This window comes from Pectobacterium parvum, from assembly GCF_020971565.1.
Classification (GTDB): Bacteria; Pseudomonadota; Gammaproteobacteria; order Enterobacterales; family Enterobacteriaceae; genus Pectobacterium; species Pectobacterium polare.
In genome coordinates, this window is the sequence record NZ_CP087392.1 from 257892 (window position 1) to 282925 (window position 25034).

A 25034-nucleotide genomic window follows, 5' to 3' on the forward strand; every position below is an offset into this window, starting at 1 on the left:
CAGTGTGCGTCTCAGCATTTTGAGATAATAGACTGATAATGATTATCGTTAGTGTTTTGTTTATGGTAAGTTGCGGCAATGGGTTTGATCCCGCTAACTGATTTTTTCTTACAAAACATACCGGTTTTCCCACTATGTCTTTAGCTAATCGCACGACGTCTTCCGCCTATCGGCTGTTCAACTTACGCTTAGAGAGTAAGACGCTACTCTCGCCTTCATTGGCTCGCTGTGTGTTCACTGGCCCGGAAGTGTGCCAGATGAAACTGGACGCGCCGGATCAGCGCATCAAGCTGCTGCTCGCTAGTGAAAGCGGGGAGCTGACCCCAATGGCCGTGAGCGATACCTGGTATCAGGACTATCTGGCGCTGCCGCGTGAGCGTCGTCCAACTTTGCGCACTTATACGCTGCGTTCCGTCTCACGCGAGTCACTGCAGGCAACGATCGATTTTGTGCTGCATGGCGATACTGGACCAGCATCTCGCTGGGCGGGCCATGCTAAGCCGGGTGATGCGCTACAGATTGTCGCGCCCAATGCAGAGGCCGGTAGCGACAGCGGCGGCTATGAGTGGGCACCGCACGAGGGTGTAGAACAAGTGCTGCTGATTGCGGATGAAACGGCGCTGCCTGCAGCAATGGGGATTCTTGAACAGCTGGTTACCCAGCCTTCTCCGCCGTCAGTGCAGGCTTTTTTTGAAGTACCAAAAGCGGCTGACTGCGTGACACCGGGCGACTTCCCGTTTGCGCAGATTCACTGGTTGCCGCGTGAGGAAATGGGCAGCACAGTATGGGGCGAACGCCTGCTGGCTGCGGTGCAACAGGACGTGAATATTCCCGCCAGTGCTTGTATCAACCGTGATGAGATCGCACAGGAAACGCCGGAAGACGAGCTACTGTGGGAACGGGCAACGGCACATCGTCCGTTTTACGCGTGGGCGGCGGGAGAGTCTTCCGCCATCAAAAGGCTGCGCCGCTATCTGCTCGACGAGCGGCACCTCGATAAAGAGACGATCAACTTTATGGCGTACTGGTCGCATCGCTAAGAGAAACGTCAGGAGGGAGATTCCCTCCTGTGTTTATTTCCCCATCATCTCCGCCAACTGCTGTGCATCCGGCAGCTCGACCACTTGCTGTAATTTCTGCCACATTTTCCGACCGACAGGCACATACACTTCCTGCTGAATTAGCGCTTCACTCAGGTTGTTGCCGTGTTCGTCATACCTATAGCCCGAAATGGCATGCTTACCGTTCGGCGCTAAGTAGATGGTCACCCCTACGCCCTGATAGCTGCCCAGCCAGCCTTGCACGCCGCTGGGTGCAATGAACGGCTTGATGATCGTAATACCTTGTTTTTCGATGCTCTTCATCACCTCTGGCAGGGCATCTTGCGCCAGTGACGATGCTGAAAGCGTCAATAAAGCGAGCGTGAGGAAGAAGCGTTTTATCATGGTGTTGCGCCTGTATCGTGAGTCATTGCCTGCCGGATAGCGTAGCGGTAAGTTCTGCGCCACTGCACCGATACCTACAGTGACGCAGCAAGACGTTTGATTCTAAAGCACTAAATCCGTTCTGCATCGAGAATGCTCATAAGCTTCAGGCGGTGTCGATAGCACCGCAGCGTTGTCTCAATAGCATCCGCAGGCATAAAGGAATCCCGATAGGTTGATTCAACACATTCAGCTTCTTTGAGAAAGTCTGCCAGTAGTTTTTTGGTCAGGTTTTCACTCAGCCCGATACGCTGCCCGAACAGAATGAAATCCATACCAAGGTATTCTCCGTATGCGGTTTCAAATCCTGGCGCGAGTGCTTCATCCCCCTCTTCTTGAATCAGTAGCGGTAGTGCCATGAAGCAGGAAGAAAAATAGGTGGGATAGGGGGCGACGGAAACAAAATCATAAATGGGAGCCAGCATTAACGAACCTGAGCGCGAATGTATCAAACCAAAATTACGCAGGTGCATGTCGTTGTTACCCAGCATGTAGGCGTAAGCGATACGGCGAAACAGATCTATTTTGAAGACGATATTGTCATTAACGTGTTTGCTAAGGAATAAAGCCAACCGCTCATAACTGACGTATTGTCTGCCATCTGTGTGTATTTTACCGAATTTTTCACCGATCCCCATTGCACCGTCCAACTGTTCCTGATGGATAGGGTGACCCGTTTTTTCATCGCGGTCGAAGCGTTTAATAACGAAAGCAAACTCAGGTTCGTCATCAGCCTGCTCCGGTTTAAAACGGAGTAACCCGTGTGGTGGAACGGCAAATCTCAGGCGTGCCATTAATGTCATCGTGGCGTGTTCGTTTTCTGCCAAATGGGGAAATTCAATCGGAGAAGGCTTGAGGATGTACAGCCCTTGATGATCAACGACGGTAAACGCCCGTTCTTCTAATACCATCTGAATTTTGGGCTGATAGCCAGAGATGCTCATGCCTTTCTGTGCTTGTGGCAGGTCGTGCATAAATTGCTGGCGAGTGAAACGTAAGGTCGAGGAAGCGTGCATTGATCCCGTCAGATGCTTTAACCCTTTACGGCTATAGCCTGTGGCGATTTCTTCTTCGTGTGTCAGCGGTGTCAGCAAAATTCGACATCTTATCATGACTTATCCTCCGCGATCAGTTGCACGGCACCGATCAGGTTCTTACCATTTTGAATGAGGATGCCAAATAAATCCTTCTCATCTAGGTGCTGAAGCTGGCTGTACTGTCGCCGGAGCCAGCCTTCGGGAGCTAACGAGGCAAAGTAGGGCGGTAATGTTTTGCTGTGAAATGTGCCGGTCTGTATTGGTAGGCTCAATGATAATGGCGGGCCGATGTAGGACTTTTTATATTCAAACAGATAACCTTCATCGTCCTGACTTAACTGGCCGATGTGGACACCGTAAAGATAGACCTTTACTTGACGGCGCATAGCTTTATCCCTAACGCGGAACAGACGCTATAAACTGTGGAAAACTTCACCTGAGAGGGATCGTTGAATAAACGTTTTAACGTGGAGATGGATACACCCGTCTGTAGCTCTAGCGTAGTGAGTTCGATGCCCAACGTTTTACGTCGCGTATTTAGCTGAATGCCAAATACATCCAGCGAATGAATGTGATCTTCCAGCATAACCTCTTTGCTGGAGGCATCGCTACGCGCGAGTTCGTGCCGGAGCTCGTCGATAGCTTCGCTAATGGCGTCGAGCTTTAGTAATGTTGGTGCAGTAGTGGCTGTGTTCATAAATGGACTCTACTTTTGAATCTAACCCGTTAATGGGTTAAGTATAGTCCGTGAATTTTCTTAATGTCCACCTGTAATACTTATTGGTTGTTTTTTACTTAATTTGGCTCATTTATGACACTGAAAATAAATCACATCAGGCGACGCAGATGTGGTGTCGCCTGATTTGCTATCGCACAAGGTCGATTTAATGCTCCGGCCAGAACGGTTCGCCTAGCGTGAGCATCAGTCGGTTGGCCCATGAGAAGAAGGCGGCTGACTGCACCACATCGACAATCTCCAGCGTATCCAATCCCTGTTCTTGCAGCAGCTTCAGGTCGTTTGCGTTGACCTGTGCGGGCGTGACGGAAAGGCGTGCCGAGAAATCGATAATCGCCTGCCAGCGCGGGCTTTGGCCGATGCTTAAATCCCCGCCGGGGACAACGTCCAGAAGCCGTTGTACGTCGCCGTCCTGCTTGGAGAGCTGACTGGCTTTACGCGCGTGCACCGAGGCGCAATAGATGCAGCCGTTGACCTTACTGGTGACGGCGGCAATCAGTTCGCGTTCTTTACGCGGCAGGCCACCAGCGGTATAGAAAATCCCTTTATCTGTCAGCGTGCGCTGTTCGAGCACCGGAAGGTTGCGTCCTAACAGACGGAAATAGTCCGAATCCGTGTGGCCGAAGCGTGCCAGAACCGCCTGCTCATCCGCATTGAAAGCGGCCAGCGGTTTGGGCTCGATCCACGGTTCCCAGCCCAGTTCCGCCTGAGTGAACGCCTGCGGTGCAGACTTGCCGCTGTGCGTCTGCGGTTGGGTATGCCACTGACCTGCAACAGCGGCCTGTGAATGCGGTTGGCTGACGCGATGACCGGCAATCAGGCGATAGCCGCGCAGCAATCGGCTTTGAAAATTCACAAATGCAATGAGCTGCGACAGCGTCACGATGTTGTCTACCGACCAGCCCGCCTGCTCCAGTGCGTCGACGTGTGACGCCGAAGCTTGCACGGGCGTTTTCGTCAGGCGTTCGGCATGGTCCAGCGCCAACTGTAGCGCGGGTGTCAGTGCGGGCTCCGGGAAGTCCGTCAGTCGCTCGGCATAAAAATGCTGTAGCTGCTCGTCCTGCTGCCAGCCGCTGATTTTGGTCGCAAACCAGAAGCGCAGCGATAACGGTAATGTCGCGTCGTCTGCGGCGTCGGCGTTAAACAGTGCGTCGTAGCTGCCTTGGGTGTGGCGGGTTGCCGCATCACGGGTTTTTCTGGCGGCGGCGAGGGCGGAATCCGGGCTGATTTCAGCCAGCGCATCCAGTACGTCATGGGTGTGTAACGTGTTAGCGTGCGTCATGCAATCTCCTGCCCGATCGGGCTTTTCTGTTTGACGGCGGGCTTCCAGCCCAAAGCCGGGGCAACCTGAGTGGCTATCAGTTCAAGTGAACGCAGAATCAACTCATGCGGTGGATCGATGGAATGCACCTGGAATGTCACATCGGTCGCACGCTCCAGCGAACTGTCTGCCCGCAGTGACGCGATGACATCCTGCGCGGTGCCAACATGGCTATCGAAGGAGGCGATCAGCGCCTCTACCGAGTCGTGAGGAATTGGGCGGAATGTGCCGGAACGGGCGGCGGAGCGATTAAGCCCTTTCTCTGCCAGACTCAGCGCTACTTGACGATCGTCAGCCACGAAAACGCTGCGTGAGCTGAGGATGCGCGGTGCGACGCCAGCGGGCAGCGCGGCCAGATAGGCGTCAATCATCGGATTTTGCAGATCGGCGAGCGTGGCATCTGGGAAATGTTCCGGGCGCGGCTGGGTGCGAGAGAGCATCAGGCCATCGCCTGCTTTACCGGCACGCTCCGCGCCTTCAAGAGAAAACGTGGCCTGCCAGACGCGTTTATCCAAATGCGGCGCGGCAGGGTAGAGCTGATTACCGTCTTCACTCAATGCCTCTCCCCGCCACGCGGCACGCAGTTTTTCCAGATAGCGCCCGAGGATCTGCCCGCGCTGTGCGCTGTCGTGACCGAACGCGGCAAATGAGGACGGCGTGCCGCCGGAACCGACGCCGACTTCCAGCCTGCCGTTGCTGAGTAAATCGAGCACGGCGGTGTCTTCCGCCACGCGTAGCGGCTCTTCCATCGGCAGCGTAATCACGCCAGTACCGAGTTGGATGCGTTGAGTGCGGGCGGCGACCAGCGCCAGAAACACCAGCGGTGAAGGCAGCCCGCCTTCATCAGCGTGAAAGTGGTGCTGCGCGACCCAGGCGCTGTCGAATCCGAGTTGTTCGGCTTTGACGATCTGTTCCGTCGCCAGCCGATAGCGCTGCTGGGCGGATACGTCATCCAGCAATCGCGTGAAAAATCCCAGCCGTTTCGTTGTCATTCTACAGTCCTTGGTTTAGTACGACTTTTTTTCAAAGTGAATGTGTTTCAGTGTGAATGTGAGCGGGCAAAAGCTGGGTGTTGCTGCCCAGGGATGGCCTCGATGAGTTCACGGGTGTAGCGATGTTCGGGTTGGGCGAAGATCTGCTCCACTGGGCCGGATTCAAGCTGCTTGCCGTGGTACAGCACGGAAACGGTGTCGGCGATTTGGCGTACCACCGCTAAATCGTGCGAAATGAACAGGTATGTCAGCCCGAGTGATTCCTGTAGCTCGGCCAGCAAACGCAGAATCTGCGCTTGTACGGTGACGTCCAGCGCCGAGACGGCTTCGTCCAGCACCAGCACCTGAGGTTCCAGCACTAGCGCGCGGGCGATAGCGACACGCTGGCGTTGGCCGCCAGACAGTTCACGCGGCTTGCGTGACAGCAGCGCGACTGGCAGGGCAACGCGCTCGAACATCTCATGAATTTTTCGCTCCCGCTGCGCGGCGGTATGGCGATTAAAATTGCGCAGCGGTTCCTCGACGATGTCGTATAACCGCTGTGACGGATCGAGCGAGCTAAAAGGGTTTTGATAGACCAGTTGGATTTTTTGCCGGAACTGACGCAACGCTTCACCTTTCAGATGCGTGATATCGGTGCCGTCGATCAGAATGCGCCCCGCACTAGGATGATGGAACCCGAGCAGGCTACGCGCCGTGGTGGTTTTACCGGAACCGGACTCGCCAACAATGGCGTGCGTTGTGCCGCGCGCCACGCTGAAAGAGACATCATCCACAGCCCGAAAATGTTCCCCTTTACGGCCCGACAAGGGAAAGGTCTGCACCAGATTTTCGACCGAGACAATAATGTCAGGAACCGATGCATTGGCACGATGTGGTCGCGGGTTGGAGTTGAGCGACGGAACATTCGCCAGCAGCGTACGGGCATAGTGGCTTGAGGGCGCGCTGAGCACCTCAAGCGTTGGGCCCTGTTCCTGAATGTAGCCGTTCTGGAAAACCAGCAGCCGATCGGCGCGTTCGGCCGCCACCCCCAGATCGTGCGTGACGAATAGCACCGCCGTGCCATTTTCGCGCCGCAGTTCATCAAGCAGATCGAGAATACGTTTCTGCACCGTGACATCCAGCGCGCTGGTGGGCTCATCGGCAATAATCAGCGCGGGTTTTAGCGCAATCGCAATTGCGATCAGGACGCGTTGTTTCATGCCGCCGGACAGCTCGTGCGGATACTGCTTCGCCCGCAGCTCCGGCTGGTTTAGTCCCACGCGCTCCAGCAGCGCCAGCGTTTTCTGGCGGGTCGTCTGGCGATCTTCCCGCTGATGAATACGCAGAATCTCGTCCACCTGCTCGCCGATGGTTTGCACCGGATTCAGGGAGCTAGTGGGATCTTGTGGGATCAGGCTGATCTGTGCACCGCGCACGCTATCCAATCGCTTCTGTGACCAGCCGCTGATATCTACGCCGTTTAGCCGAATGGTACCGCGCGTGAGCCTACCGTTCTCGGCGAGTAAACCGATGACGGCCTGCGCAGTGGTCGTCTTCCCTGAACCGGATTCCCCCACCAGCGCCACCACTTCACCGGGCTGAATATGGAAAGAGACGCCTTCGACCACGGTCTGCTCGCGGTCATCGCTGCGATAGGCAATCGTGACATTCTCCAGAGCTAGCACGGGCACGGCTGCGCTGGTTTGTAAGCTGGCTGACAGGCTCATCGTTCCGTCCTCCTGATCGACTGGCTGATACGGTTAGCGGATAGCACAACGAGTACGACAATCAGGCCGGGGAAGGTGGTTAGCCACCAGGCAGTGGCGATGTAGTTGCGGCCCTCGGCGATCAGAAGCCCCCATTCCGGCGTGGGCGGTGGTGCGCCGTAGCCGAGGAAGCTCAGCGTGGAGATAGCCAGAATCGCGCTGCCGAATTGCAGGGCGGCAAAGGCGAAAACGGTGGTCAGCGAGTTCGGCAGAATGTGCCTCCACAGCACGCTAAAAAAGGTGCCGCCGCTGCCGTAGGCAGCTTCGACGTAGTCGCTGTGGCGCACGCGCAGCACTTCTGAACGCACCAGTCGGGTGAAACTGGCGACGGAGGTGACGCCCACGGCAATCGCGGCGTTAACCGTGCCGAAACCCAACAGGATGATGACGCTCAGCGCCAGCAGCAGGCCGGGAATGGCTAGCAACACATCAATGCTGCGCATCACGACGCTATCCAGCCAGCCGCCAACGGCACCCGCCAACAGGCCGAACAGGCTGCCGAGCACCAGACCCAGCCCGACGGCGATAACCGCGCCCGAAAGCGAGTGCACCGCGCCATAAACGATGCGTGCATAGAGATCGCGCCCCAGTTGGTCGGTGCCGAGCCAGTAGTCGGCGTCAGGTGCCAGCCGCTGTGCGCCTGCGATGCCTTCCGTCGGGCTATAGCCAGTAAACCAGCCGGGAAACAGCGCCCAGAGTGCGACGGTCAGCATGACCAGCCAGGCCAGCGCCAGCCCCGGCTGAAAGGCGTAGCGACGCAGAAGCGGTCGTTTGCGCAGAAGAGGAAACGTGATTTTTTCCAGCTGTACGGTAGTCATAGCGTGGCTCCTGGCGTTCTTTTCAGACGCGGATCGAGAAGCGGATAGAGCAGGTCGACGGCCAGATTGACGACAACAAAGGCGGCGGCAGAAATCAGCACGATGGCCTGCAATACGCTGCTGTCCTGATAGTTCACGGCTTCCTGCGTCAATTGGCCGAGCCCGTTACGGCCAAACACGGTTTCGGTAATCAGTGCCCCCGCAATCAGTTCACCCAATAGCAAACCGGCGATGGTCAGCGTGGGCAGCATCGCGTTACGGGCGATATGTCGCCAGAGCACGCCGCTGCGGCTGGCTCCTTTGGCGCGAGCGACGGCAACAAACGGCTGGGTTTGCACCTGATCGATGCTGCGCATCAGCACCTGAGCAAGCGGGGCAGAAATCGGCAGCGCCAGCGTGAGAACCGGCAAAATCAGTCCTTCCCATTCGCCGGGGTTAATCACTGGAATCAGCCCCAGACGGAAAGAGAAAATCTGAATCAGCACGATGCCCAGCCAGAAGGTCGGCATGGAAATAAACAGCGACGGCAATGATTGCAGCGCGGTTCGCAGCCACTGGAACGGCGTTAGCGTCGATAAGAACGCGAGGGCAAATGCCAGCAGTCCGGCAGCAATAAAACCCAGCACAGCGAGCAGCAGCGTGGGCGGCAGATTTGCGGCAATCAGTTCAGTGACTGGCACGCCCGCCTGAAGAGAGAGGCCGAGATCGCCACGGAGGAGCTGGGCTATCGCATGAGAATATTGTGTGATTACCGGCGTATCGGCACTGTAGGACAACCGCAACTGCGCGATCTGCTCGGCACTCAGGCCGAGCTCTGGGTTTTGGAATTTGATCAGTACCGCATCACCCGGCATTGCCTGAAGCAGGATAAAAGACAGGGTAAATGCCGCCCACAGGACGAGCAGTGCCTGACCGATGCGCAGTGCCAGATATCGGTTCATGATAGCTTCTCTCTTCTGTATTACTTATCCAGCCAGGTGTTGTAGAAGCTGGGACGACCAACGGCTTCAAACGCGATGCCTTTTGTGGTGGGGGCGCCCGCAAACACCTGCGGTTCTTCAAAAATAGGAATGACGTAGGCCTGATCGATCAGGTAACTCTGCACCTCTCCAACCAGCGCCAGCCGCTTGCTGCGGTCGGTTTCCGCCGCGATGCCATCCAGCAGCGTATTCAGATGTGAATCTACAAAGGTGTTCACCTTGTCGCTGGAACCGCCTTTTTGCAGCAGGACGTTACGTACCGTCGGGTAATACTGGCTTTTCAGCACATCCGGGTCGGCACGGCCTACCATCGCGGGAGCCACGCCGGTTTTCAGCGGATCGAGGCTATCGACGGTCTTGCTACCCGCATCGCCTGCCAGCACATTCAGCTTCACGCCGACTTTTGCCCACTGTTGAGAAACCAGCTGTAAGGTTTCTTTATTCTGTGGCTGCGGCAGGGATTCATAGGCGGTCAGTTCCAGCGTTTTGCCGTCTTTTTGCCGCAATCCTTGTGAACCGGTTTTCCAACCTGCGTCATCTAACAGTTTGTTGGCCTGCGCGGGATCGAACGTGAGCTTGCTGGAGAGATCGACATAGCCTGCGGCGGTTTTAGCCAGCGGTGATGTGGCCTGCGGGTAGTTGTCAGAGAACAACGTATCGATGATCTCTTTGGTGTTGGTGGCGTGCAGCAGCGCTTGGCGCACGCGGATATCGGCGACCAGTGGGTTATCCGGGCGGAAAACCACGCTGTTATTGACGCCGCGCGTCGGCGGGGCATAAAGATTGAAGCCCTGACTCTGTACTCGCTTCTCATCATAGGCCTGAATCTGACGAATGAAGTCAGCCTGACCAGAGACCAACGCGCCAATACGCACGCTGTCTTCCGGGGTGACCAGATAGGTAATGCCGTCCAGATAGGCGCGCCCCTGATGCTTCGATTTAACCGGAGCCCAGTTGTAATCCTTACGAGCTGTCAGTTTCAGTTCGCGTCCCAGTTTCTCGCTGCTCACCACGAACGGGCCGGAGCCAATAATGTTTTTAGCATTGCCTAACTGATTGAAATTGCGCTCCAGCGTACTGAGAGAAACCAGACCGGAACCGATGGTCGCAGTACCTTGCAGAAAGCCCGGAGACGGCTTCTTAAAGTAAAATTTCACCGTGAGCGGATCGATAACTTCACTGCGCAGGTAGTTATTGATGACCTCTGAAATCGGCTGGTTGAGCGCTGTATTCCCTAATCCATAGGTATCGAAGTTTTTCGCTACTGCGTTGGCATCCAGCGGCGTGCCGTCAGAGAAGCTGACGCCGGGACGAATCTTGAACGTGTATTCGGTGTTATCCGCGTTAATGGTCCAGGATTCTGCAATCCACGGCTCGACCTCCAACGTTTCGGGATTCTGATACGTCAGTTTATCGGTAATCTGATTGAGGATGCCGCCGTTCGGGTAAAACCCGCCCGCGGGTGTATAGAGATTGGTATGCGCCTGCTGCTCCAGATAAATCAGCGTGCCGCCGATTTTCGGCGCGTCGTTCGCTGCCTGTGCGCCCAACGCACCACCCAGAAGAAGCAATGAGGCAAAAATAGTGAGTTTCTGATGAGGATGCAAAAAAGTCGCCACGATGGTTTTCCCTACATGTGATGGTTTTTATTAAATTTCTTGGTTTATCAGGTGAATATGCAGGTTGATTACGTCCTGAAACGAGGGAGTAAAGCAGGAAACGTTAACCGCTCGTTAACGTCGATATTTCCATAGGCGGCAGGAAACAGCAAAGAACAAAACCGGCATTGGTTATCCAGTTTTTAAGTAGGAAAAAGAGTGGTTTTTGCGAGAAATCGCAGTGTTTTGCGTGTAATAACGATGAGTTTGGTGAGTGGAGAGAAACAGCGCTGCGAAAGCGTCGTCGCAGCGCTAAGATCGACCTAAGGCTATTTCAACACCTGCGGATTTACGCAGTTTTCTTTTACCTGACCGCTCAGGGCGGCAATCAGGTTGTCAACGGCGCAGGCGGCCATGCCGTAACGGGTTTCGTGCGTGGCAGAACCGATGTGCGGCAGCGCTACTACGTTAGGTAAATCCAGCAGTGGAGAATCGACGGGCAGTGGTTCTTTGACAAAAACATCCAGCCCTGCGGCCTGAATTGTTCCTTTCACCAAAGCTTCCGTCAGTGCTTCTTCATCCACAACGGCACCACGACCGATATTAATCAAAATGGCGCTGGGTTTCATTTTCGCCAGCTGTTCGCGGCCAATGAGATGGTGAGTTTCTGCCGTGAGCGGCAGCGTGATACAGAGGAAATCAGATTCGGCCAAGAGCGTATCGAGATCGCAGTGGCGGGCATTAAAGCGCTGCTCCGCTTCGGCATGATGGCGGCGTGCGTTGTACAGAACCGGCATGCTGAAACCAAAGTGGGCGCGCTGCGCGACGGCCAGACCAATGCGACCCATCCCCAGAATACCGATGGTTTTATGGTGAACGTCGGTGCCAAACCAGTCGCTGCCGACTCCTTCTTTCCATTCGCCTGCTTTGACCCGTTCGGCCACTTCCACGACCCGGCGGGCGCTGGCGAGCATCAGTGCCAGAACGGTATCCGCCACCGTTTCCGTCAGCACAGTCGGGGTGTGCATGAGAATCACCCCTTTTTCATTCAACGCGTCGACGTTAAAGGTGTCATAACCGACAGAAATGGTGGAGGCTGCGCGTAAACGCGGGGCGTGTTGCAGGAAGTCTTTATCGACTTTACCGCCGGAACCAATGATGCCTTCAGCCGTTGCCAGAGCAGGGTGGTCGAGTGAGGGAAAGGCGTCAAGTTCAGTGACGGTGAAGTGTTGGTCTAAACGAGCGCGTAGGTCGTCAGCAATTTTTTTATACAGGATAACGCTAGGTTTCATCACAAACTCCAGCAGATTAAGGAAGTTAACGTAGAAATAGCTCATCGAATAATCGCGTAGCTGGCGAGAGACTGCAAGCGATACTGCCCCCGCATCTGCCCAAGGTTAACCGTGATTAATGGGGGATTTGCACGATTGCGATGATGAACGATCGCAGACAGACGCGCCACCGCCGCATGTGGGGTGCCCCGCGAGCGGCGCGAGGCTTCTTTATGGCTAATTGATTAATATATTTCCTTTGTGATTATTATCACTCGTTTTCAGGTAAAGCATTACCGTAAAAAACCGATAACCCTATCTACGGGGATGTTTTAGGCATGGTTTTTTAATGGGGGCGGAAATGCATTTTTTTACCAGAATTATGAGTAACCTCAAGGTTTCTCATAAGCTGTACGGCGGTTTCGGGATTGTCCTGTTGTTGGTCATGATCGCGTCTGGCGTTGGCGCTGTACGATTTTTTATCATCCACGATCTGTATGTTAAAACGACAATTTTGAATGAAATGAATCACTATCTCGATCAGTCAAAAATGGCGAGGGTAAAATATTCATTCACCTTTGCGGATGACAATATCAAGAATCTCAATACCTACATTAGTCAGGCAAGCCAGCAAAAAGAAAAAGCGAAAGCACTCACGTGGGAAACAGAATATCTGTCTGATTTTAATAAACTTGATCAAGATTTTGCAGATTATGATACCGATCTGAATACCATGAAAACGGCCGCAAACGCGGTGGTCGAGACGGCAAAGAAAATCAGCCAGATGAATGCCTCCGATGCGTTAACCGCATTTATGACCAATCTCTCTGTCGGCGCGGATGAAAATGCGTTGTCTATGCAGAAGGAAGCCTTCTCGCTGTTGTTCCTGAAACTGGTCAACAGCACCTACACCTTACAAAGAGAGAATAGTGAAGCGGCGTTTAACGCGCAGAAGCAGGTCTATGCCGAATCTAAGACATCCTACGATGCATTAGCCTCGTCGGTCAGCGACGATCGCCGTCGCGTAGTGGATTCATTTTGGCAAGCATTTGAAAATTATCATCAAACGGCAGAGCAGTACTACGCGCGGCTGGGGCAGTTAAAAACCACAGATGTTAAATTCCGGGCAACCGGAGACAGAATGACGAGCGATATCGGCAGTATTCTGCAAAAGCTCGGTGCGAAGAATGATGACATTATCAATAGTTCCGTGCTGCAAACGCTGATTTTAGGGGCGATTGCCATCGTATTCGGTTTATTGATCGCATGGTCTGTCACTCGACAAATTACCCGACCTATTATCACCAACCTGAAACTGGCGGAACGGATTGCAGGTGGCGATCTTTCAGCGAATGTCACGGTGGAACGGCATGATGAGCTGGGGCAATTAACGACAGCCATGATGGTGATGACGGAGAAATTACGTCATTTAATGACTGATATTCGTCAGAGCGTGTACAGCGTTGAGAGCGCTTCCTCTGACATCGCATCGGGCAATAATGATTTGTCATCGCGTACTGAGCAGCAATCAGCGGCGATTGTAGAAACGGCAGCCAGCATGGAAGAGTTAACGGCTACCGTGAAGAACAACGCCGATAATGCCCGGCATGCCAGCCAGATTGCCGGAGAAGCCTCAACCAACGCTAACCGTGGCGGGGATATTATTAACCGCGTGATTAACACCATGAGCGATATTTCAGGGAGCTCGAAAAAGATCTCTGATATCACGACGGTCATTAATAGCATCGCGTTCCAGACCAACATTCTGGCATTGAACGCGGCGGTGGAAGCGGCCCGAGCCGGTGAACAAGGACGAGGCTTCGCGGTGGTCGCCAGTGAAGTTCGTAGCCTTGCTCAGCGCAGTTCGCAGGCGGCAAAAGAGATTGAAAGCCTGATCTCAGAATCGGTTTCGCGCGTCGATACCGGAACCGAGCTGGTTTCTCGGGCGGGAACGACGATGGATGACATTGTGGCTTCCGTGAGCCGCGTGAATGACATCATGGGCGAAATTTCCTCCGCATCGGATGAACAGAGTCGCGGTATTGCGCAAATCGGTAGTGCGGTGGCTGAAATGGATACCACTATCCAGCAGAATGCCTCTATGGTGAGCGAATCCTCTGCCGCGGCGAATTCGTTGCAGGAACAGGCCTCGAAGCTGGCAAAACTGATGTCGGTTTTCCGCATCTCTGATTCGGATGTTGCCGGTCTGCCAAGGTTGCAAGGTTCGAACACCGGCAACGGGAATTCGGGCAACAAAGCTGCGCCTCGTCTGCCGACGCTCGCGTCGCGGGATAACGGGAACGATAACTGGACAACGTTCTGATATCACGCTGAGTCGATGGCTCAGAGATGATCGATTGAACCAGAGGGAGTGGCATTGGTTGCTCCCTCATTCGTCCACTGCATGATCAGCGCGGTGGCCTGTGTATCCTGATTGACGTTTTCCTCAACGATGGCAAACCCCTGCTTATGGTAGAACCGGCAGGCGCGCGTATTCTGCTGATACACTTCCAGACTGAGTAAGGGGTACTGTGCCTGAACATGCTGGATCAGCGCTGTGCCAATCTGCTTTCCATAATAGGCTTGTTCCACAAACAGCGCGCCAATGAACCGTTCCTCCAGCACGCTGATAAAGCCGATGAGGCTTCCCTGCTGCTCATAAACCCAAGTCTGCGACTGGGGAATATAGATCTCACGTACCGCGCTGGTACTTTCTTGCCCGTTATCTTCATGAATAAACCTTCACGAATAAACGGATGTGCCAGCGTGGTGCTCTTTAGCCAAAGCTGCATCAGCGGGGCAAGATCGGGGTCGCGGTAAGGTCGAATCATGAGGTGCTTTCCTGATGACAAAAGCAGTCGGTGACATGGTCGTTGACCAATCCACCCGCCTGCATGAAGGCATAACAGATGGTTGAACCGATAAATTTGAAGCCGCGTTTCTTCAGGGCTTTGGACATGGCATCCGAAATGTCGGTTTTGGCTGGTACTTCTGCGAGCGAAGTGGGGTGATTGAGACGCGGTTGGTGTTCGACGAAAGACCAAATGAAGTGCGAGAAGCTTTCACCCTGACTTTCCATCGCCACCCACACTTTTGCATTGGTGATAATCGCCTCGATTTTTCCGCGATGGCGGATAATGCTGCTGTCCTGCACCAGCCGATCCACGTCATCCTGCGTCATCTGTGCCACTTGCTCAGGATCGAACTGGTGGAAGCAACGACGATAGTGTTCGCGTTTTTTCAGGACGGTGATCCAGGAAAGACCCGCCTGCTGACCCTCCAGACACAGTAACTCAAACAGCTTCTGGCTGTCGGTGCAGGGCTTCCCCCACTCGTTATCGTGGTAATCCTGATATAAGGTGTCTTGTGTAACCCAGCCGCAGCGTTGCATACCTTTCTCCTGATTAGGGTGAGCCGTTCATTGTAAGGCGGTCTGTCGCAGTAGGATTCGATCATGGCACTTATGATGCTGTATATGCAACCAGTGTTTTGCGGGCGTGCTCGCAGATATGAAAGGCCGTTTGCGGTTGGGGCAGAAAGTCGTCGCGGAATCATGAATAATGTTTTGCCAACAGCTCAGGGCTGTTTATTTATTCGCTCAAGGCTGTTCATTAGCTCAGGGCTGGTTTATTAGTTCAAAGCTGTTTAATCGATCATAAGAAAAACATAGACAAGAGACAGGGGTACAGGGAATGGCAGTAGAGTGGATAGCAGCCTATCTGGCATTAGGCGCGGTGGTAGGTTTTATGGCGGGGTTATTGGGCATTGGTGGCGGTGGGATTATGGTGCCAGTGCTAACGGCGCTGTTTGCCGCGCAGGGTGTGGATAATACGCATTTGGTGCATCTGGCGTTGGGAACGTCAATGGCGGCCATCGTCGTCACGGCAATTTCCAGCCTACGTACCCATCATCAACATCAGGCGGTGCTTTGGCCTGTGGTGGTGAGGATTACGCCTGCCATCCTGATAGGGACATTCGCGGCTACCTGGCTGGCGACGCTGCTGCCGACGCGGACGCTGGCGATCTTTTTCTCCTGCTTTATGGCCTACGTTGCGCTGCAAATGGTGCTGAATATCAAACCAAAACCGCAGCGCCAACTGCCCGGTACGGCAGGCGTTTCGCTGGCGGGATTGGTCATCGGCAGTATTTCGGCGCTAGTGGCTATCGGCGGCGGGTCACTCACTGTGCCGTTCCTGACGTGGTGTAACGTCCGTATTCAGCAGGCGATTGGCACATCGGCGGCGGTCGGGTTACCGATTGCTCTTTCCGGTGCGCTGGGCTACATGATTAACGGCTGGTCGTCGACTGGGTTGCCTGACTACAGCGTCGGCTATGTCTCTCTGCCCGCTGTTCTCTTGATTTCTGCCGTCAGCTTCTTCACCGCGCCCGTTGGGGCTCGTTTGGCGCACCGTCTGCCTGTGGCGACGCTGAAAAAGGCCTTTGCCGCGCTGCTGTTGCTGCTGAGCCTGAAGATGTTGCAGACCGTTTTTTCAGGCTGATCCTGAAATTTAAAAGATGATGGCGGGGATTTGCACTTGTTGCCGCATTCTGGCTGTATATCTTGCGGTCAGAGGGTATACTGGCGAATTCCTTATAAATCCACTTGTATCGCGCGCGAATCCAACATGCAAAAGTTTGATACCAAGACCTTCCAGGGCCTGATCCTGACGTTACAGGATTATTGGGCTCGCCAGGGCTGCACCATTGTTCAACCATTGGACATGGAAGTCGGCGCAGGCACTTCACACCCTATGACCTGCCTGCGGGCACTGGGACCGGAGCCGATGGCTGCCGCCTACGTGCAGCCTTCTCGTCGTACGACCGATGGGCGCTACGGCGAAAACCCGAACCGCTTACAGCACTATTACCAGTTTCAGGTCGTCATTAAGCCATCACCGGAAAATATTCAGGAGCTGTATCTCGGTTCTCTGAAAGAACTGGGCATGGATCCGACCATTCACGATATCCGCTTCGTGGAAGACAACTGGGAAAACCCAACGCTGGGCGCATGGGGCCTGGGCTGGGAAGTCTGGTTGAACGGTATGGAAGTCACGCAGTTTACCTACTTCCAGCAGGTTGGCGGTTTGGAATGTAAACCAGTGACCGGTGAGATCACCTACGGCCTGGAACGCCTGGCGATGTACATTCAGGGCGTTGATAGCGTTTACGATCTGGTCTGGAGCGATGGCCCGTTAGGGAAAACCACCTACGGCGACGTGTTCCATCAAAACGAAGTTGAGCAATCGACCTACAACTTTGAACACGCTGATGTCGATTTCCTGTTCAGCTGCTTCGAGCAATATGAGAAAGAAGCGCAGCACCTGCTGGCGCTGGAAAAACCGCTGCCTTTACCGGCTTACGAACGCATTCTGAAAGCGGCGCACAGCTTTAACCTGCTGGATGCGCGTAAAGCGATCTCAGTTACCGAGCGCCAGCGCTACATTCTGCGTATTCGTACCCTGACCAAAGCGGTCGCGGAAGCCTACTATGCCTCGCGTGAGGCGCTGGGTTTCCCGATGTGTAATAAGAAAGAGAGCTAAGAGGCAGCCATGACTGACAAGACTTTTCTGGTGGAAATTGGCACGGAAGAGCTGCCGCCGAAGGCTCTCCGTAATCTGGCAGAATCCTTTGCCGCTAATTTCACGGCGGAGCTGGATGCCGCCAATCTGGCACACGGTGACGTAAGCTGGTTTGCCGCACCGCGCCGTCTGGCGCTGAAAGTGGCACGCTTAAGCGCCTCTCAGCCCGATCGTGAAGTAGAAAAACGTGGTCCGGCGATTTCACAAGCGTTTGATGCTGAAGGCAAGCCGACCAAAGCGGCAGAAGGCTGGGCGCGTGGCTGTGGTATCACCGTTGAGCAAGCTGAACGTTTGACGACCGATAAAGGCGAGTGGCTGCTGTATCGTGCCCACGCGAAAGGCGAACAGGCACAGGCGCTGCTGGCTGGCATGGTAAGCACCGCATTATCGAAGCTGCCGATTCCAAAATTGATGCGCTGGAGCGACAAAGAAACGCAGTTCGTGCGTCCGGTTCACACGGTAACCATGCTGCTGGGTGAAGAACTGATCCCCGGTCAGGTGTTGGGTATCAATTCCGCTCGTACTCTTCGCGGCCACCGTTTTATGGGCGAAGCTGAATTTACGATCGATAACGCCGAGCAGTATCCGCAGATTCTGCTGGAGCGCGGTAAAGTCGTCGCCGACTACGATACGCGTAAAGCTAAAATCAAAGCTGATGCAGAAGAAGCTGCACGCAAGATTGGCGGCAATGCCGATCTGAGCGAGAGCCTGCTGGAAGAAGTCACTTCGCTGGTGGAATGGCCAGTGGTGCTGACTGCGAAATTTGAAGAAAAATTCCTCGCTGTGCCGTCCGAAGCGCTGGTTTACACCATGAAAGGTGACCAGAAGTATTTCCCGGTTTACGACAACAGCGGCAATCTGCTACCAAACTTCATCTTTGTTGCCAATATCGAATCCAAAGATCCACAGCAGATTATTTCCGGTAACGAAAAAGTGGTGCGCCCGCGTCTGGCTGACGCCGAATTCTTCTTCAATACTGACCGTAAGAAGCGTTTGGAAGATCATCTGCCGCGTCTGGAAACCGTCTTGTTCCAGCAGCAGTTAGGTTCATTGCGCGACAAAACTGACCGTATTCAGGCGTTGGCTGGCTGGGTTGCTGGTCAGATTGGTGCTGATGTGAATCACGCGACGCGTGCGGGTCTGCTGTCCAAGTGTGACCTGATGACCAACATGGTGTTCGAATTCACCGACACGCAGGGCGTGATGGGGATGCACTATGCGCGTCATGATGGCGAAGCGGAAGATGTTGCCGTTGCGTTGAATGAGCAATATCAGCCGCGCTTTGCGGGTGACGAACTGCCGTCTTCTGCGGTGGCGTGTGCGCTGGCAATTGCCGACAAGATGGATTCGCTGGCAGGGATTTTTGGCATCGGGCAACACCCGAAAGGTGACAAAGACCCATTTGCGCTACGTCGTGCCGCCCTCGGTGTGCTGCGCATCATCGTCGAGAAACGTCTGCCGCTCGATTTGCAGACGCTGACCGAAGAAGCGGTGCGTTTGTATGGCGATAAGCTGTCTAATGCCAAGGTTGTGGATGACGTGATTGAGTTCATGCTCGGCCGCTTCCGCGCCTGGTATCAGGAAGAAGGCCACAGCGTGGATACCATTCAGGCGGTATTGGCGCGTCGTCCTACCCGTCCAGCCGATTTCGATGCCCGCGTCAAAGCCGTCAGCCACTTCCGTTCGCTGGATGCCGCCGCGGCGCTGGCAGCGGCTAACAAGCGCGTTTCCAACATTTTGGCGAAGTCTACCGATACGCTGAACGAGAGCGTCAATGCTGCCGTATTGAAAGACGCGGCAGAAATTACGCTGGCCACGCACCTTGTCGTGCTGCGCGACAAACTGACGCCGCTGTTCGCTGAAGGTCGCTATCAGGAAGCGCTGGTTGAGCTGGCCTCACTGCGTGAGCCTGTCGATGCGTTCTTCGATCAGGTGATGGTCATGGCGGAAGATGAGCAGGTTCGAGTGAACCGCCTGACGCTGCTGAGCCAACTGCGTGAGCTGTTCTTGCAGGTTGCAGATATTTCCGTCCTGCAATAACGACAATAGCGTTACGTAATCCCAACCCCCGAGTCGGTTCGCCCGTTCGGGGGTTATTTTTTTCCGCATTACAGATGTCCCCCCACCCCGTGGTTTCGATCCGTATCGACCAGCGACTCCGTTGGCAAAATCCGATGGTCGTCCCGTGTCTCTCGATGCTTAAACAATCGGTATTCGTTGTCAGACCTGGCCTTTTCCTGCACAGCCGGCCTGATTCGACTATGCTTATGTCGTAGAAAATCTTGTCATGGAAAATCCGTCGTCAGCGTGTTTTTGTCTGAGTAAAGCACGGCTGGCGGGGCAGTAAGCATAACAGGAGTAGGGAATGAGAAGGCTGATGACGTACCGTTCACGCTGGCTGTTGCCAGTTCTGGTTATTCTGGCGGCATTGCAGTTGGCTGCCTGTGGTGACAGCGAAGCCGATCAGCGGAAGGCATTCGTTGCGTTCCTGCAAAGCGTGCAGTCGCAGCAGGATGGGAAATTGCCGACACTGACGGAAGAGCAGAAGAAGAGTTTTGGCAATTTCACCAACGATTACGCGATTTTAACCACCTTTTCTCAGCAGTTTAATCAGGCGGTGTCCGGCAGTTTGACGCCGATGCTGGGGCAAATTTCCCGCATTCGCGTCCCTAAAGACTATCTGACGCAGCGTGACGACCTTCGCCAATCCATCGGGGCAATGAACCTGTTGAGCCAGCATGTGCAGGCGGCGAAAGTGCAGGCGGACAACACCCACCGGCTGCTAAAACAGCCCGAAGAGGTGCAGATACCCTATGAGCGGTTGTATGCACGCACGGTAATACAGCCCACCAATGCGCTGTTACCCGCCATTCCGAATGCGATTGCCTTCGCACAAAGCCTGATTCAGATCGGCGATTTCCTTCAGGCTCAGGGCGATCAGGCTGTGTTTAATGGCGCGTCTGTGCAATTCCGTACGCCGCAACAGGTGGCGCAATATAACAGCATGGTGGCAGCGCTACCTCTACAGCAGCAGAATTTAATGAATGCGCTCAGAGGAATAACTGGCGTGAATTATCCCTAACCGCATCGTGCTCCGGCACTTTAGCGATGCAATAGGGCAGAGAGCTATTCTGGGTAAGATGCGTGTGGCTGGTGAGAGGGTAAAAATAAATTGTGATTAACATCACATAAATAAAACAAATACATGCCTGTAAAGTGTGACTTGAATCACATATAAAGCGCGGTGTTTGTCTAAAAATCTGTTTAGTTTTTCATTTTTAACGATTTTTTGTGAAGTAAATCACCTATTTGTATCGTTGATGTAGGGTGGTTGTGTGATTTTTGTCACGTTACCGCCATGGAGTTGCGGTATGAAAACAGCGTGTTAGAGTCCGCGCTGCATACAGTAATAATGACGGAAGTCTTCTTGTGGTAATCGGTGCTTTTATTGCCACGCCGTCTCACGATAATTACCACGCGCTCTTATTGTTAGCGCGTTTCAATAGGGGTGTGTTTTTATGCTTTCACCAGATATTAAGATCAAAGTGCAAAACTTTGGTCGCTTCCTCAGCAATATGGTGATGCCCAACATTGGCGCATTTATCGCCTGGGGTATTATTACCGCGCTGTTTATCCCTACCGGCTGGTTCCCCAATGAAACGTTGGCGAAGCTCGTCGGTCCGATGATTACCTATTTGCTGCCATTGCTGATTGGTTATACCGGTGGACGTCTTGTATTCGGTGAGCGTGGTGGTGTGGTGGGTGCCATTACGACGAGGGGTGTGATCGTCGGGACGGATATCCCGATGTTCCTCGGCGCCATGATTGTGGGCCCGTTGGGCGGCTGGGCGATCAAGCGTTTTGACCACATGGTCGACGGTAAAATCAAAAGCGGCTTTGAAATGCTGGTCAACAACTTCTCTGCCGGTATCATCGGTATGTTGTTGGCCATCCTGTCATTTTTGGCAATTGGTCCGCTGGTTGAAGTCTTCTCTCAGGTGCTGGCTTCCGGCGTTAACCTGATGGTACAGAATAACCTGCTGCCGCTTACGTCCATCTTCGTTGAACCGGCGAAAATCCTGTTCCTGAACAACGCCATTAACCACGGTATCTTCTCACCGCTGGGCATTCAGCAGGCGACGGAAACCGGCAAATCTATTTTCTTCCTGATCGAAGCGAACCCAGGCCCGGGTATGGGCGTGCTGATGGCTTACATGTTCTTCGGTCGTGGTAACGCGAAAGAGTCAGCACCAGGTGCGGCGATTATCCACTTCCTGGGCGGGATTCACGAAATCTACTTCCCTTATGTGCTGATGAATCCGCGTCTGATTATTGCGGTGATTCTGGGTGGGATGACCGGCGTGTTTACGCTGAGCGTGCTGGGTGGCGGTTTGGTTTCTCCTGCGTCTCCAGGTTCCATTCTGGCGGTGCTGGCGATGACGCCAAAAGGCGCTTACTTCGCTAACCTCGCGGCCATCGCAGCGGCTTTCGCAGTGTCCTTCCTTGTGTCGGCGATTCTGCTGAAAAGCACCAAGCAAAAAGAAGAAGACCTGGGCGACGCAACGCGCCGCATGCAGGAAATGAAAGCGTCTTCTAAAGGCACGGCGACTAACGCTGGTGTCAGCGGTGATATGAGCACCGTGCGTAAAATCATCGTAGCGTGTGACGCCGGTCTGGGTTCCAGCGCGATGGGTGCGGGTGTGCTGCGTAAGAAGGTTCAGGATGCCGGGCTGGCCAACATTTCGGTGACTAACAGCGCGATCAATAGTCTGCCGGACGATGTCGATCTGGTGATTACGCACCGCGATCTGACCGAACGTGCGATGCGTCATGCGCCGCAGGCACAGCACATTTCTCTGACTAACTTCCTTGATAGCGGTCTGTATAGCGATCTGGTAGCACGTCTTACCGCAGCACAGGGTGCCGTGAAGTCTGAAGCCGTCGTGACGTCAGCACCTGCTGCTCTAGCCGACGCACAGACTAACCTGTTCCAACTGGGTGCAGGCAATGTGTTCCTGAATCAGCATGCGACAGACAAAGAGCAGGCAATCCGTTTCGCCGGTGAGCAACTGGTGAAAGGCGGCTATGTCGAGCCTGCGTATGTTGAAGCGATGTTGGAACGTGAAAAGCTGACCTCCACCTATCTGGGCGAGTCGATTGCTGTGCCGCACGGCACGATTGAAGCGAAAGACCGCGTGCTGAAAACGGGCGTTGTCTTCTGCCAATATCCTGAAGGTGTCCGCTTTGGCGATGAAGAGGATGAGGTTGCGCGTCTGGTTATCGGTATTGCCGCTCGCAACAACGAACATATTCAGGTCATCACCAGTCTGACCAACGCGCTGGATGATGATGCCGTCATTGAACGTCTGGCACAGACCCAGGATGTTCAGGAAGTACTCGACTTACTCTCCGGTAAAAAGAGTGCCTAATTGATGTGGCTAGGGCCGCCTGCGGGCGGCCTCTTTTTATGTTTTTTTAAGGTTATGTCTCATGAAAGCATTACACTTTGGCGCGGGTAATATTGGCCGTGGGTTTATTGGAAAATTGTTGGCTGATGCCAACGTCGAACTGACATTCGCTGACGTCAATCAGCCGCTGTTGGATGCCCTGAACAGCCGTACAAGCTACACGGTGCGGATTGTCGGTGATAACACGCAGGTTGATACCGTTAGCAACGTTAGCGCCGTTCACAGCGGCAGCCAGGATGCTGTCGCGCTGATTGCCGTGGCCGATCTGGTGACGACCGCTGTGGGGCCGCAGATTCTGGAAAAAATCGCCGGAACTATCGCTCAGGGGCTGGTTAAGCGTCATAACGACGGTAATACCCGGCCGTTGAACATTATTGCCTGTGAAAATATGGTGCGTGGCACCAGCCAGTTAAAACAGCATGTGTTGAAACTGCTGCCGGAAGGTCATCAGGAATGGGTTGTTGAGCATGTCGGATTCGTGGATTCCGCCGTGGATCGCATCGTTCCTCCTTCCGAAGCCGGTAGTGACGATGTGCTGGCGGTGACGGTAGAAACCTTCAGCGAATGGATTGTCGATAAAACCCAGTTCTGCGGTGAGCCGCCAGCGATTCCCGGTATGGAACTGACCGACAATCTGATGGCGTTTGTCGAGCGTAAGCTCTTCACGCTGAACACTGGCCATGCGATTACGGCCTACCTCGGCCAGCAGGCGCGTCATCAAACGATTCGTGATGCGATTCTCGATCCGAAAGTCAGAGCCGTGGTCAAAGGCGCAATGGAAGAGAGCGGTGCGGTACTCATCAAGCGCTACGGTTTTGATGCGGATAAGCATGCCGCCTATATCAACAAGATTCTCAGCCGCTTTGAAAACCCGCATTTGCACGATGACGTAGAGCGCGTTGGCCGCCAGCCGCTGCGCAAGCTGAGCGCAGGCGACCGTTTGATCAAGCCGCTGCTCGGCACGCTGGAATACCAGTTGCCGCATGACAACCTGATTACCGGTATTGCTGCCGCGATGCATTATCGCAGTGAACAGGATCCGCAGGCGTTGGAACTGGCTGAGTTAATCCGTACTCAGGGGCCGCAGGCGGCGCTGGTGCAGATTTCTGGTCTGGATGCTGACAGCGAGGTTGTCGCGCAAGCAGTGAATGTGTATAACGCCATGCAGTAATCGGCGTGTCTCGTCATCAGGCAGGTGTGGTCTTTTCGACACGGTGTAAGGTATACGGGCGACGTCGGGGATAGGATGTCGCCACACCTGCCGGTAAGCATGTTGCCGAGATGGGGATGCTGTGGGCGGGGTTAAAGGGTCGAGAAGTGACGATGGAAGAAACACAGGCGTTTGAAAACCGGGTTCTGGAAGCGCTGAACTCAGGGAAGACCGTGCGCGACTTTATGCTCTGCGCCGTCGAATTGCTGGCTGAAGCGGTCAGTATCCTGATGTTGCAGGTGTTCCGTAAAGATGACTATGCGGTGAAGTATGCCGTTGAACCCCTGATGACGGGAACGGGCCCGCTGGGCGACCTTTCCGTGCGCCTGAAACTGATTTATGGCCTGGGAATGATCAGCCGTAAAGAGTACGAAGATGCGGAGCTGTTAATGGCGCTTGGCGAAGAGCTGGCACATGACGATCGGCATTACCGTTTTACCGATGATGAAATTCTGGGGCCTATCGGCGAGCTGCACTGCGTGGCGGCGTTGCCTACAGAGCCTGCCTTGCCGCTGGGGGCCGACGCCGCCGATCCGCTTTTGGTGAGTATGCAGCGGCAGCGTTATCAGCAGATGGTGCGTTCCACGCTGGTGCTATCCCTGACCACCTTGATTGCGCAAATCAGTCTGAAAAAGGCGTTTTAATCCCACTCTGTTTTATTACGTCATTGCGTCATGTCAGGCGTTTATACTTGCCATCCTTCACGCGGCATAGGTGTGGCTGGTCTTACTCAACGCAGTCACTTACCCGAGTAAGCTCCGGGGGGCGTGCGGTTCCCGCCTTCACGCAACT

Annotated in this window: 20 protein-coding genes and 2 pseudogenes; 9 read left to right on the forward strand and 13 right to left on the reverse strand. The window is 54.3% G+C overall.

Annotation, left to right across the window (positions count from 1 at the left end; translation table 11 throughout):
- The first annotated feature begins 134 nt into the window (after window positions 1-134).
- Entirely contained in the window at window positions 135-1040 is a 906-nt protein-coding gene (locus LOZ86_RS01105) for a siderophore-interacting protein (protein ID WP_039483290.1), read from the forward strand.
- Window positions 1041-1124: 84 nt separating this feature from the next.
- Here the strand turns inward: LOZ86_RS01105 and LOZ86_RS01110 are convergent.
- The 11 genes and pseudogenes from LOZ86_RS01110 to ghrB all read right to left on the reverse strand — a co-directional run.
- Window positions 1125-1445, reverse strand: a pseudogene (locus LOZ86_RS01110) (disulfide isomerase DsbC N-terminal domain-containing protein); the annotation flags it as partial.
- Window positions 1446-1555: 110 nt separating this feature from the next.
- On the reverse strand, window positions 1556-2596 hold the full coding sequence (locus LOZ86_RS01115) for a type II toxin-antitoxin system HipA family toxin (protein WP_039483287.1): 1041 nt from the start codon (window positions 2594-2596) through the stop codon (window positions 1556-1558).
- Window positions 2593-2907 carry a HipA N-terminal domain-containing protein gene (locus LOZ86_RS01120; RefSeq protein WP_039483284.1) on the reverse strand — a complete coding sequence of 105 codons (315 nt, stop codon included), beginning with the start codon at window positions 2905-2907 and terminating at the stop codon, window positions 2593-2595. Before LOZ86_RS01120 ends, LOZ86_RS01115 begins: the two co-directional genes overlap by 4 nt.
- Window positions 2892-3218 (reverse strand): helix-turn-helix domain-containing protein, encoded by a 327-nt coding sequence (locus tag LOZ86_RS01125; RefSeq protein WP_039483282.1) that lies wholly within the window; start codon window positions 3216-3218, stop codon window positions 2892-2894. Before LOZ86_RS01125 ends, LOZ86_RS01120 begins: the two co-directional genes overlap by 16 nt.
- A gap of 187 nt (window positions 3219-3405) precedes the next feature.
- Entirely contained in the window at window positions 3406-4539 is a 1134-nt protein-coding gene (locus LOZ86_RS01130) for an alkylhydroperoxidase domain protein (protein WP_039483273.1), read from the reverse strand.
- On the reverse strand, window positions 4536-5570 hold the full coding sequence (locus LOZ86_RS01135) for a putative FMN-dependent luciferase-like monooxygenase (protein ID WP_039483271.1): 1035 nt from the start codon (window positions 5568-5570) through the stop codon (window positions 4536-4538). Before LOZ86_RS01135 ends, LOZ86_RS01130 begins: the two co-directional genes overlap by 4 nt.
- Before the next feature lie 47 nt (window positions 5571-5617).
- Window positions 5618-7279: a dipeptide ABC transporter ATP-binding protein gene (locus LOZ86_RS01140; protein ID WP_165707380.1), complete on the reverse strand. Its 1662-nt coding sequence runs from the start codon at window positions 7277-7279 to the stop codon at window positions 5618-5620.
- On the reverse strand, window positions 7276-8136 hold the full coding sequence (locus LOZ86_RS01145; RefSeq protein WP_039483266.1) for an ABC transporter permease: 861 nt from the start codon (window positions 8134-8136) through the stop codon (window positions 7276-7278). Before LOZ86_RS01145 ends, LOZ86_RS01140 begins: the two co-directional genes overlap by 4 nt.
- On the reverse strand, window positions 8133-9077 hold the full coding sequence (locus LOZ86_RS01150; protein ID WP_039483264.1) for an ABC transporter permease: 945 nt from the start codon (window positions 9075-9077) through the stop codon (window positions 8133-8135). Before LOZ86_RS01150 ends, LOZ86_RS01145 begins: the two co-directional genes overlap by 4 nt.
- Before the next feature lie 20 nt (window positions 9078-9097).
- A complete protein-coding gene (locus tag LOZ86_RS01155; RefSeq protein WP_039513352.1) occupies window positions 9098-10735 on the reverse strand; it encodes a TIGR04028 family ABC transporter substrate-binding protein in 1638 nt (545 codons plus the stop codon).
- Window positions 10736-11043: 308 nt separating this feature from the next.
- A complete protein-coding gene (gene ghrB / locus LOZ86_RS01160) occupies window positions 11044-12006 on the reverse strand; it encodes a glyoxylate/hydroxypyruvate reductase GhrB (protein WP_039483362.1) in 963 nt (320 codons plus the stop codon).
- A 340-nt stretch (window positions 12007-12346) separates the two neighbouring features.
- Between ghrB and LOZ86_RS01165 the strand changes: the two genes are divergently transcribed.
- Window positions 12347-14308: a methyl-accepting chemotaxis protein gene (locus LOZ86_RS01165; protein WP_039483258.1), complete on the forward strand. Its 1962-nt coding sequence runs from the start codon at window positions 12347-12349 to the stop codon at window positions 14306-14308.
- A gap of 20 nt (window positions 14309-14328) precedes the next feature.
- Here LOZ86_RS01165 and LOZ86_RS01170 read toward each other — a convergent pair.
- A pseudogene (locus tag LOZ86_RS01170) lies at window positions 14329-14816 on the reverse strand (N-acetyltransferase).
- Complete coding sequence (locus LOZ86_RS01175) at window positions 14813-15376, reverse strand: DNA-3-methyladenine glycosylase I (RefSeq protein WP_039483256.1); 564 nt, start codon at window positions 15374-15376, stop codon at window positions 14813-14815. The pseudogene LOZ86_RS01170 and the gene LOZ86_RS01175 overlap by 4 nt, the downstream one beginning before the upstream one ends.
- Before the next feature lie 301 nt (window positions 15377-15677).
- On the opposite strand from LOZ86_RS01175, the gene LOZ86_RS01180 reads away from it, so the two are divergent.
- The 7 genes from LOZ86_RS01180 (at window position 15678) to LOZ86_RS01210 (ending at window position 24886) form a co-directional block, all read left to right on the forward strand.
- The gene (locus tag LOZ86_RS01180) at window positions 15678-16484 is read left to right on the forward strand and encodes a sulfite exporter TauE/SafE family protein (RefSeq protein ID WP_039483253.1); all 807 of its coding nucleotides are present in this window, start codon (window positions 15678-15680) and stop codon (window positions 16482-16484) included.
- A gap of 126 nt (window positions 16485-16610) precedes the next feature.
- Window positions 16611-17525 (forward strand): glycine--tRNA ligase subunit alpha, encoded by a 915-nt coding sequence (glyQ, locus tag LOZ86_RS01185; protein ID WP_230242775.1) that lies wholly within the window; start codon window positions 16611-16613, stop codon window positions 17523-17525.
- Window positions 17526-17534: 9 nt separating this feature from the next.
- The gene (glyS, locus tag LOZ86_RS01190; protein ID WP_039513354.1) at window positions 17535-19604 is read left to right on the forward strand and encodes a glycine--tRNA ligase subunit beta; all 2070 of its coding nucleotides are present in this window, start codon (window positions 17535-17537) and stop codon (window positions 19602-19604) included.
- 325 nt (window positions 19605-19929) lie between these two features.
- Window positions 19930-20646, forward strand: a complete 717-nt coding sequence (locus LOZ86_RS01195) for a DUF3053 domain-containing protein (protein WP_039483249.1) — start codon at window positions 19930-19932, stop codon at window positions 20644-20646.
- A gap of 436 nt (window positions 20647-21082) precedes the next feature.
- Window positions 21083-22993 carry a PTS mannitol transporter subunit IICBA gene (locus LOZ86_RS01200; RefSeq protein WP_230242776.1) on the forward strand — a complete coding sequence of 637 codons (1911 nt, stop codon included), beginning with the start codon at window positions 21083-21085 and terminating at the stop codon, window positions 22991-22993.
- A 61-nt stretch (window positions 22994-23054) separates the two neighbouring features.
- Window positions 23055-24203: a mannitol-1-phosphate 5-dehydrogenase gene (locus LOZ86_RS01205; protein WP_039483245.1), complete on the forward strand. Its 1149-nt coding sequence runs from the start codon at window positions 23055-23057 to the stop codon at window positions 24201-24203.
- A gap of 116 nt (window positions 24204-24319) precedes the next feature.
- The gene (locus LOZ86_RS01210) at window positions 24320-24886 is read left to right on the forward strand and encodes an MltR family transcriptional regulator (protein WP_131522958.1); all 567 of its coding nucleotides are present in this window, start codon (window positions 24320-24322) and stop codon (window positions 24884-24886) included.
- Window positions 24887-25034: the final 148 nt, after the last annotated feature.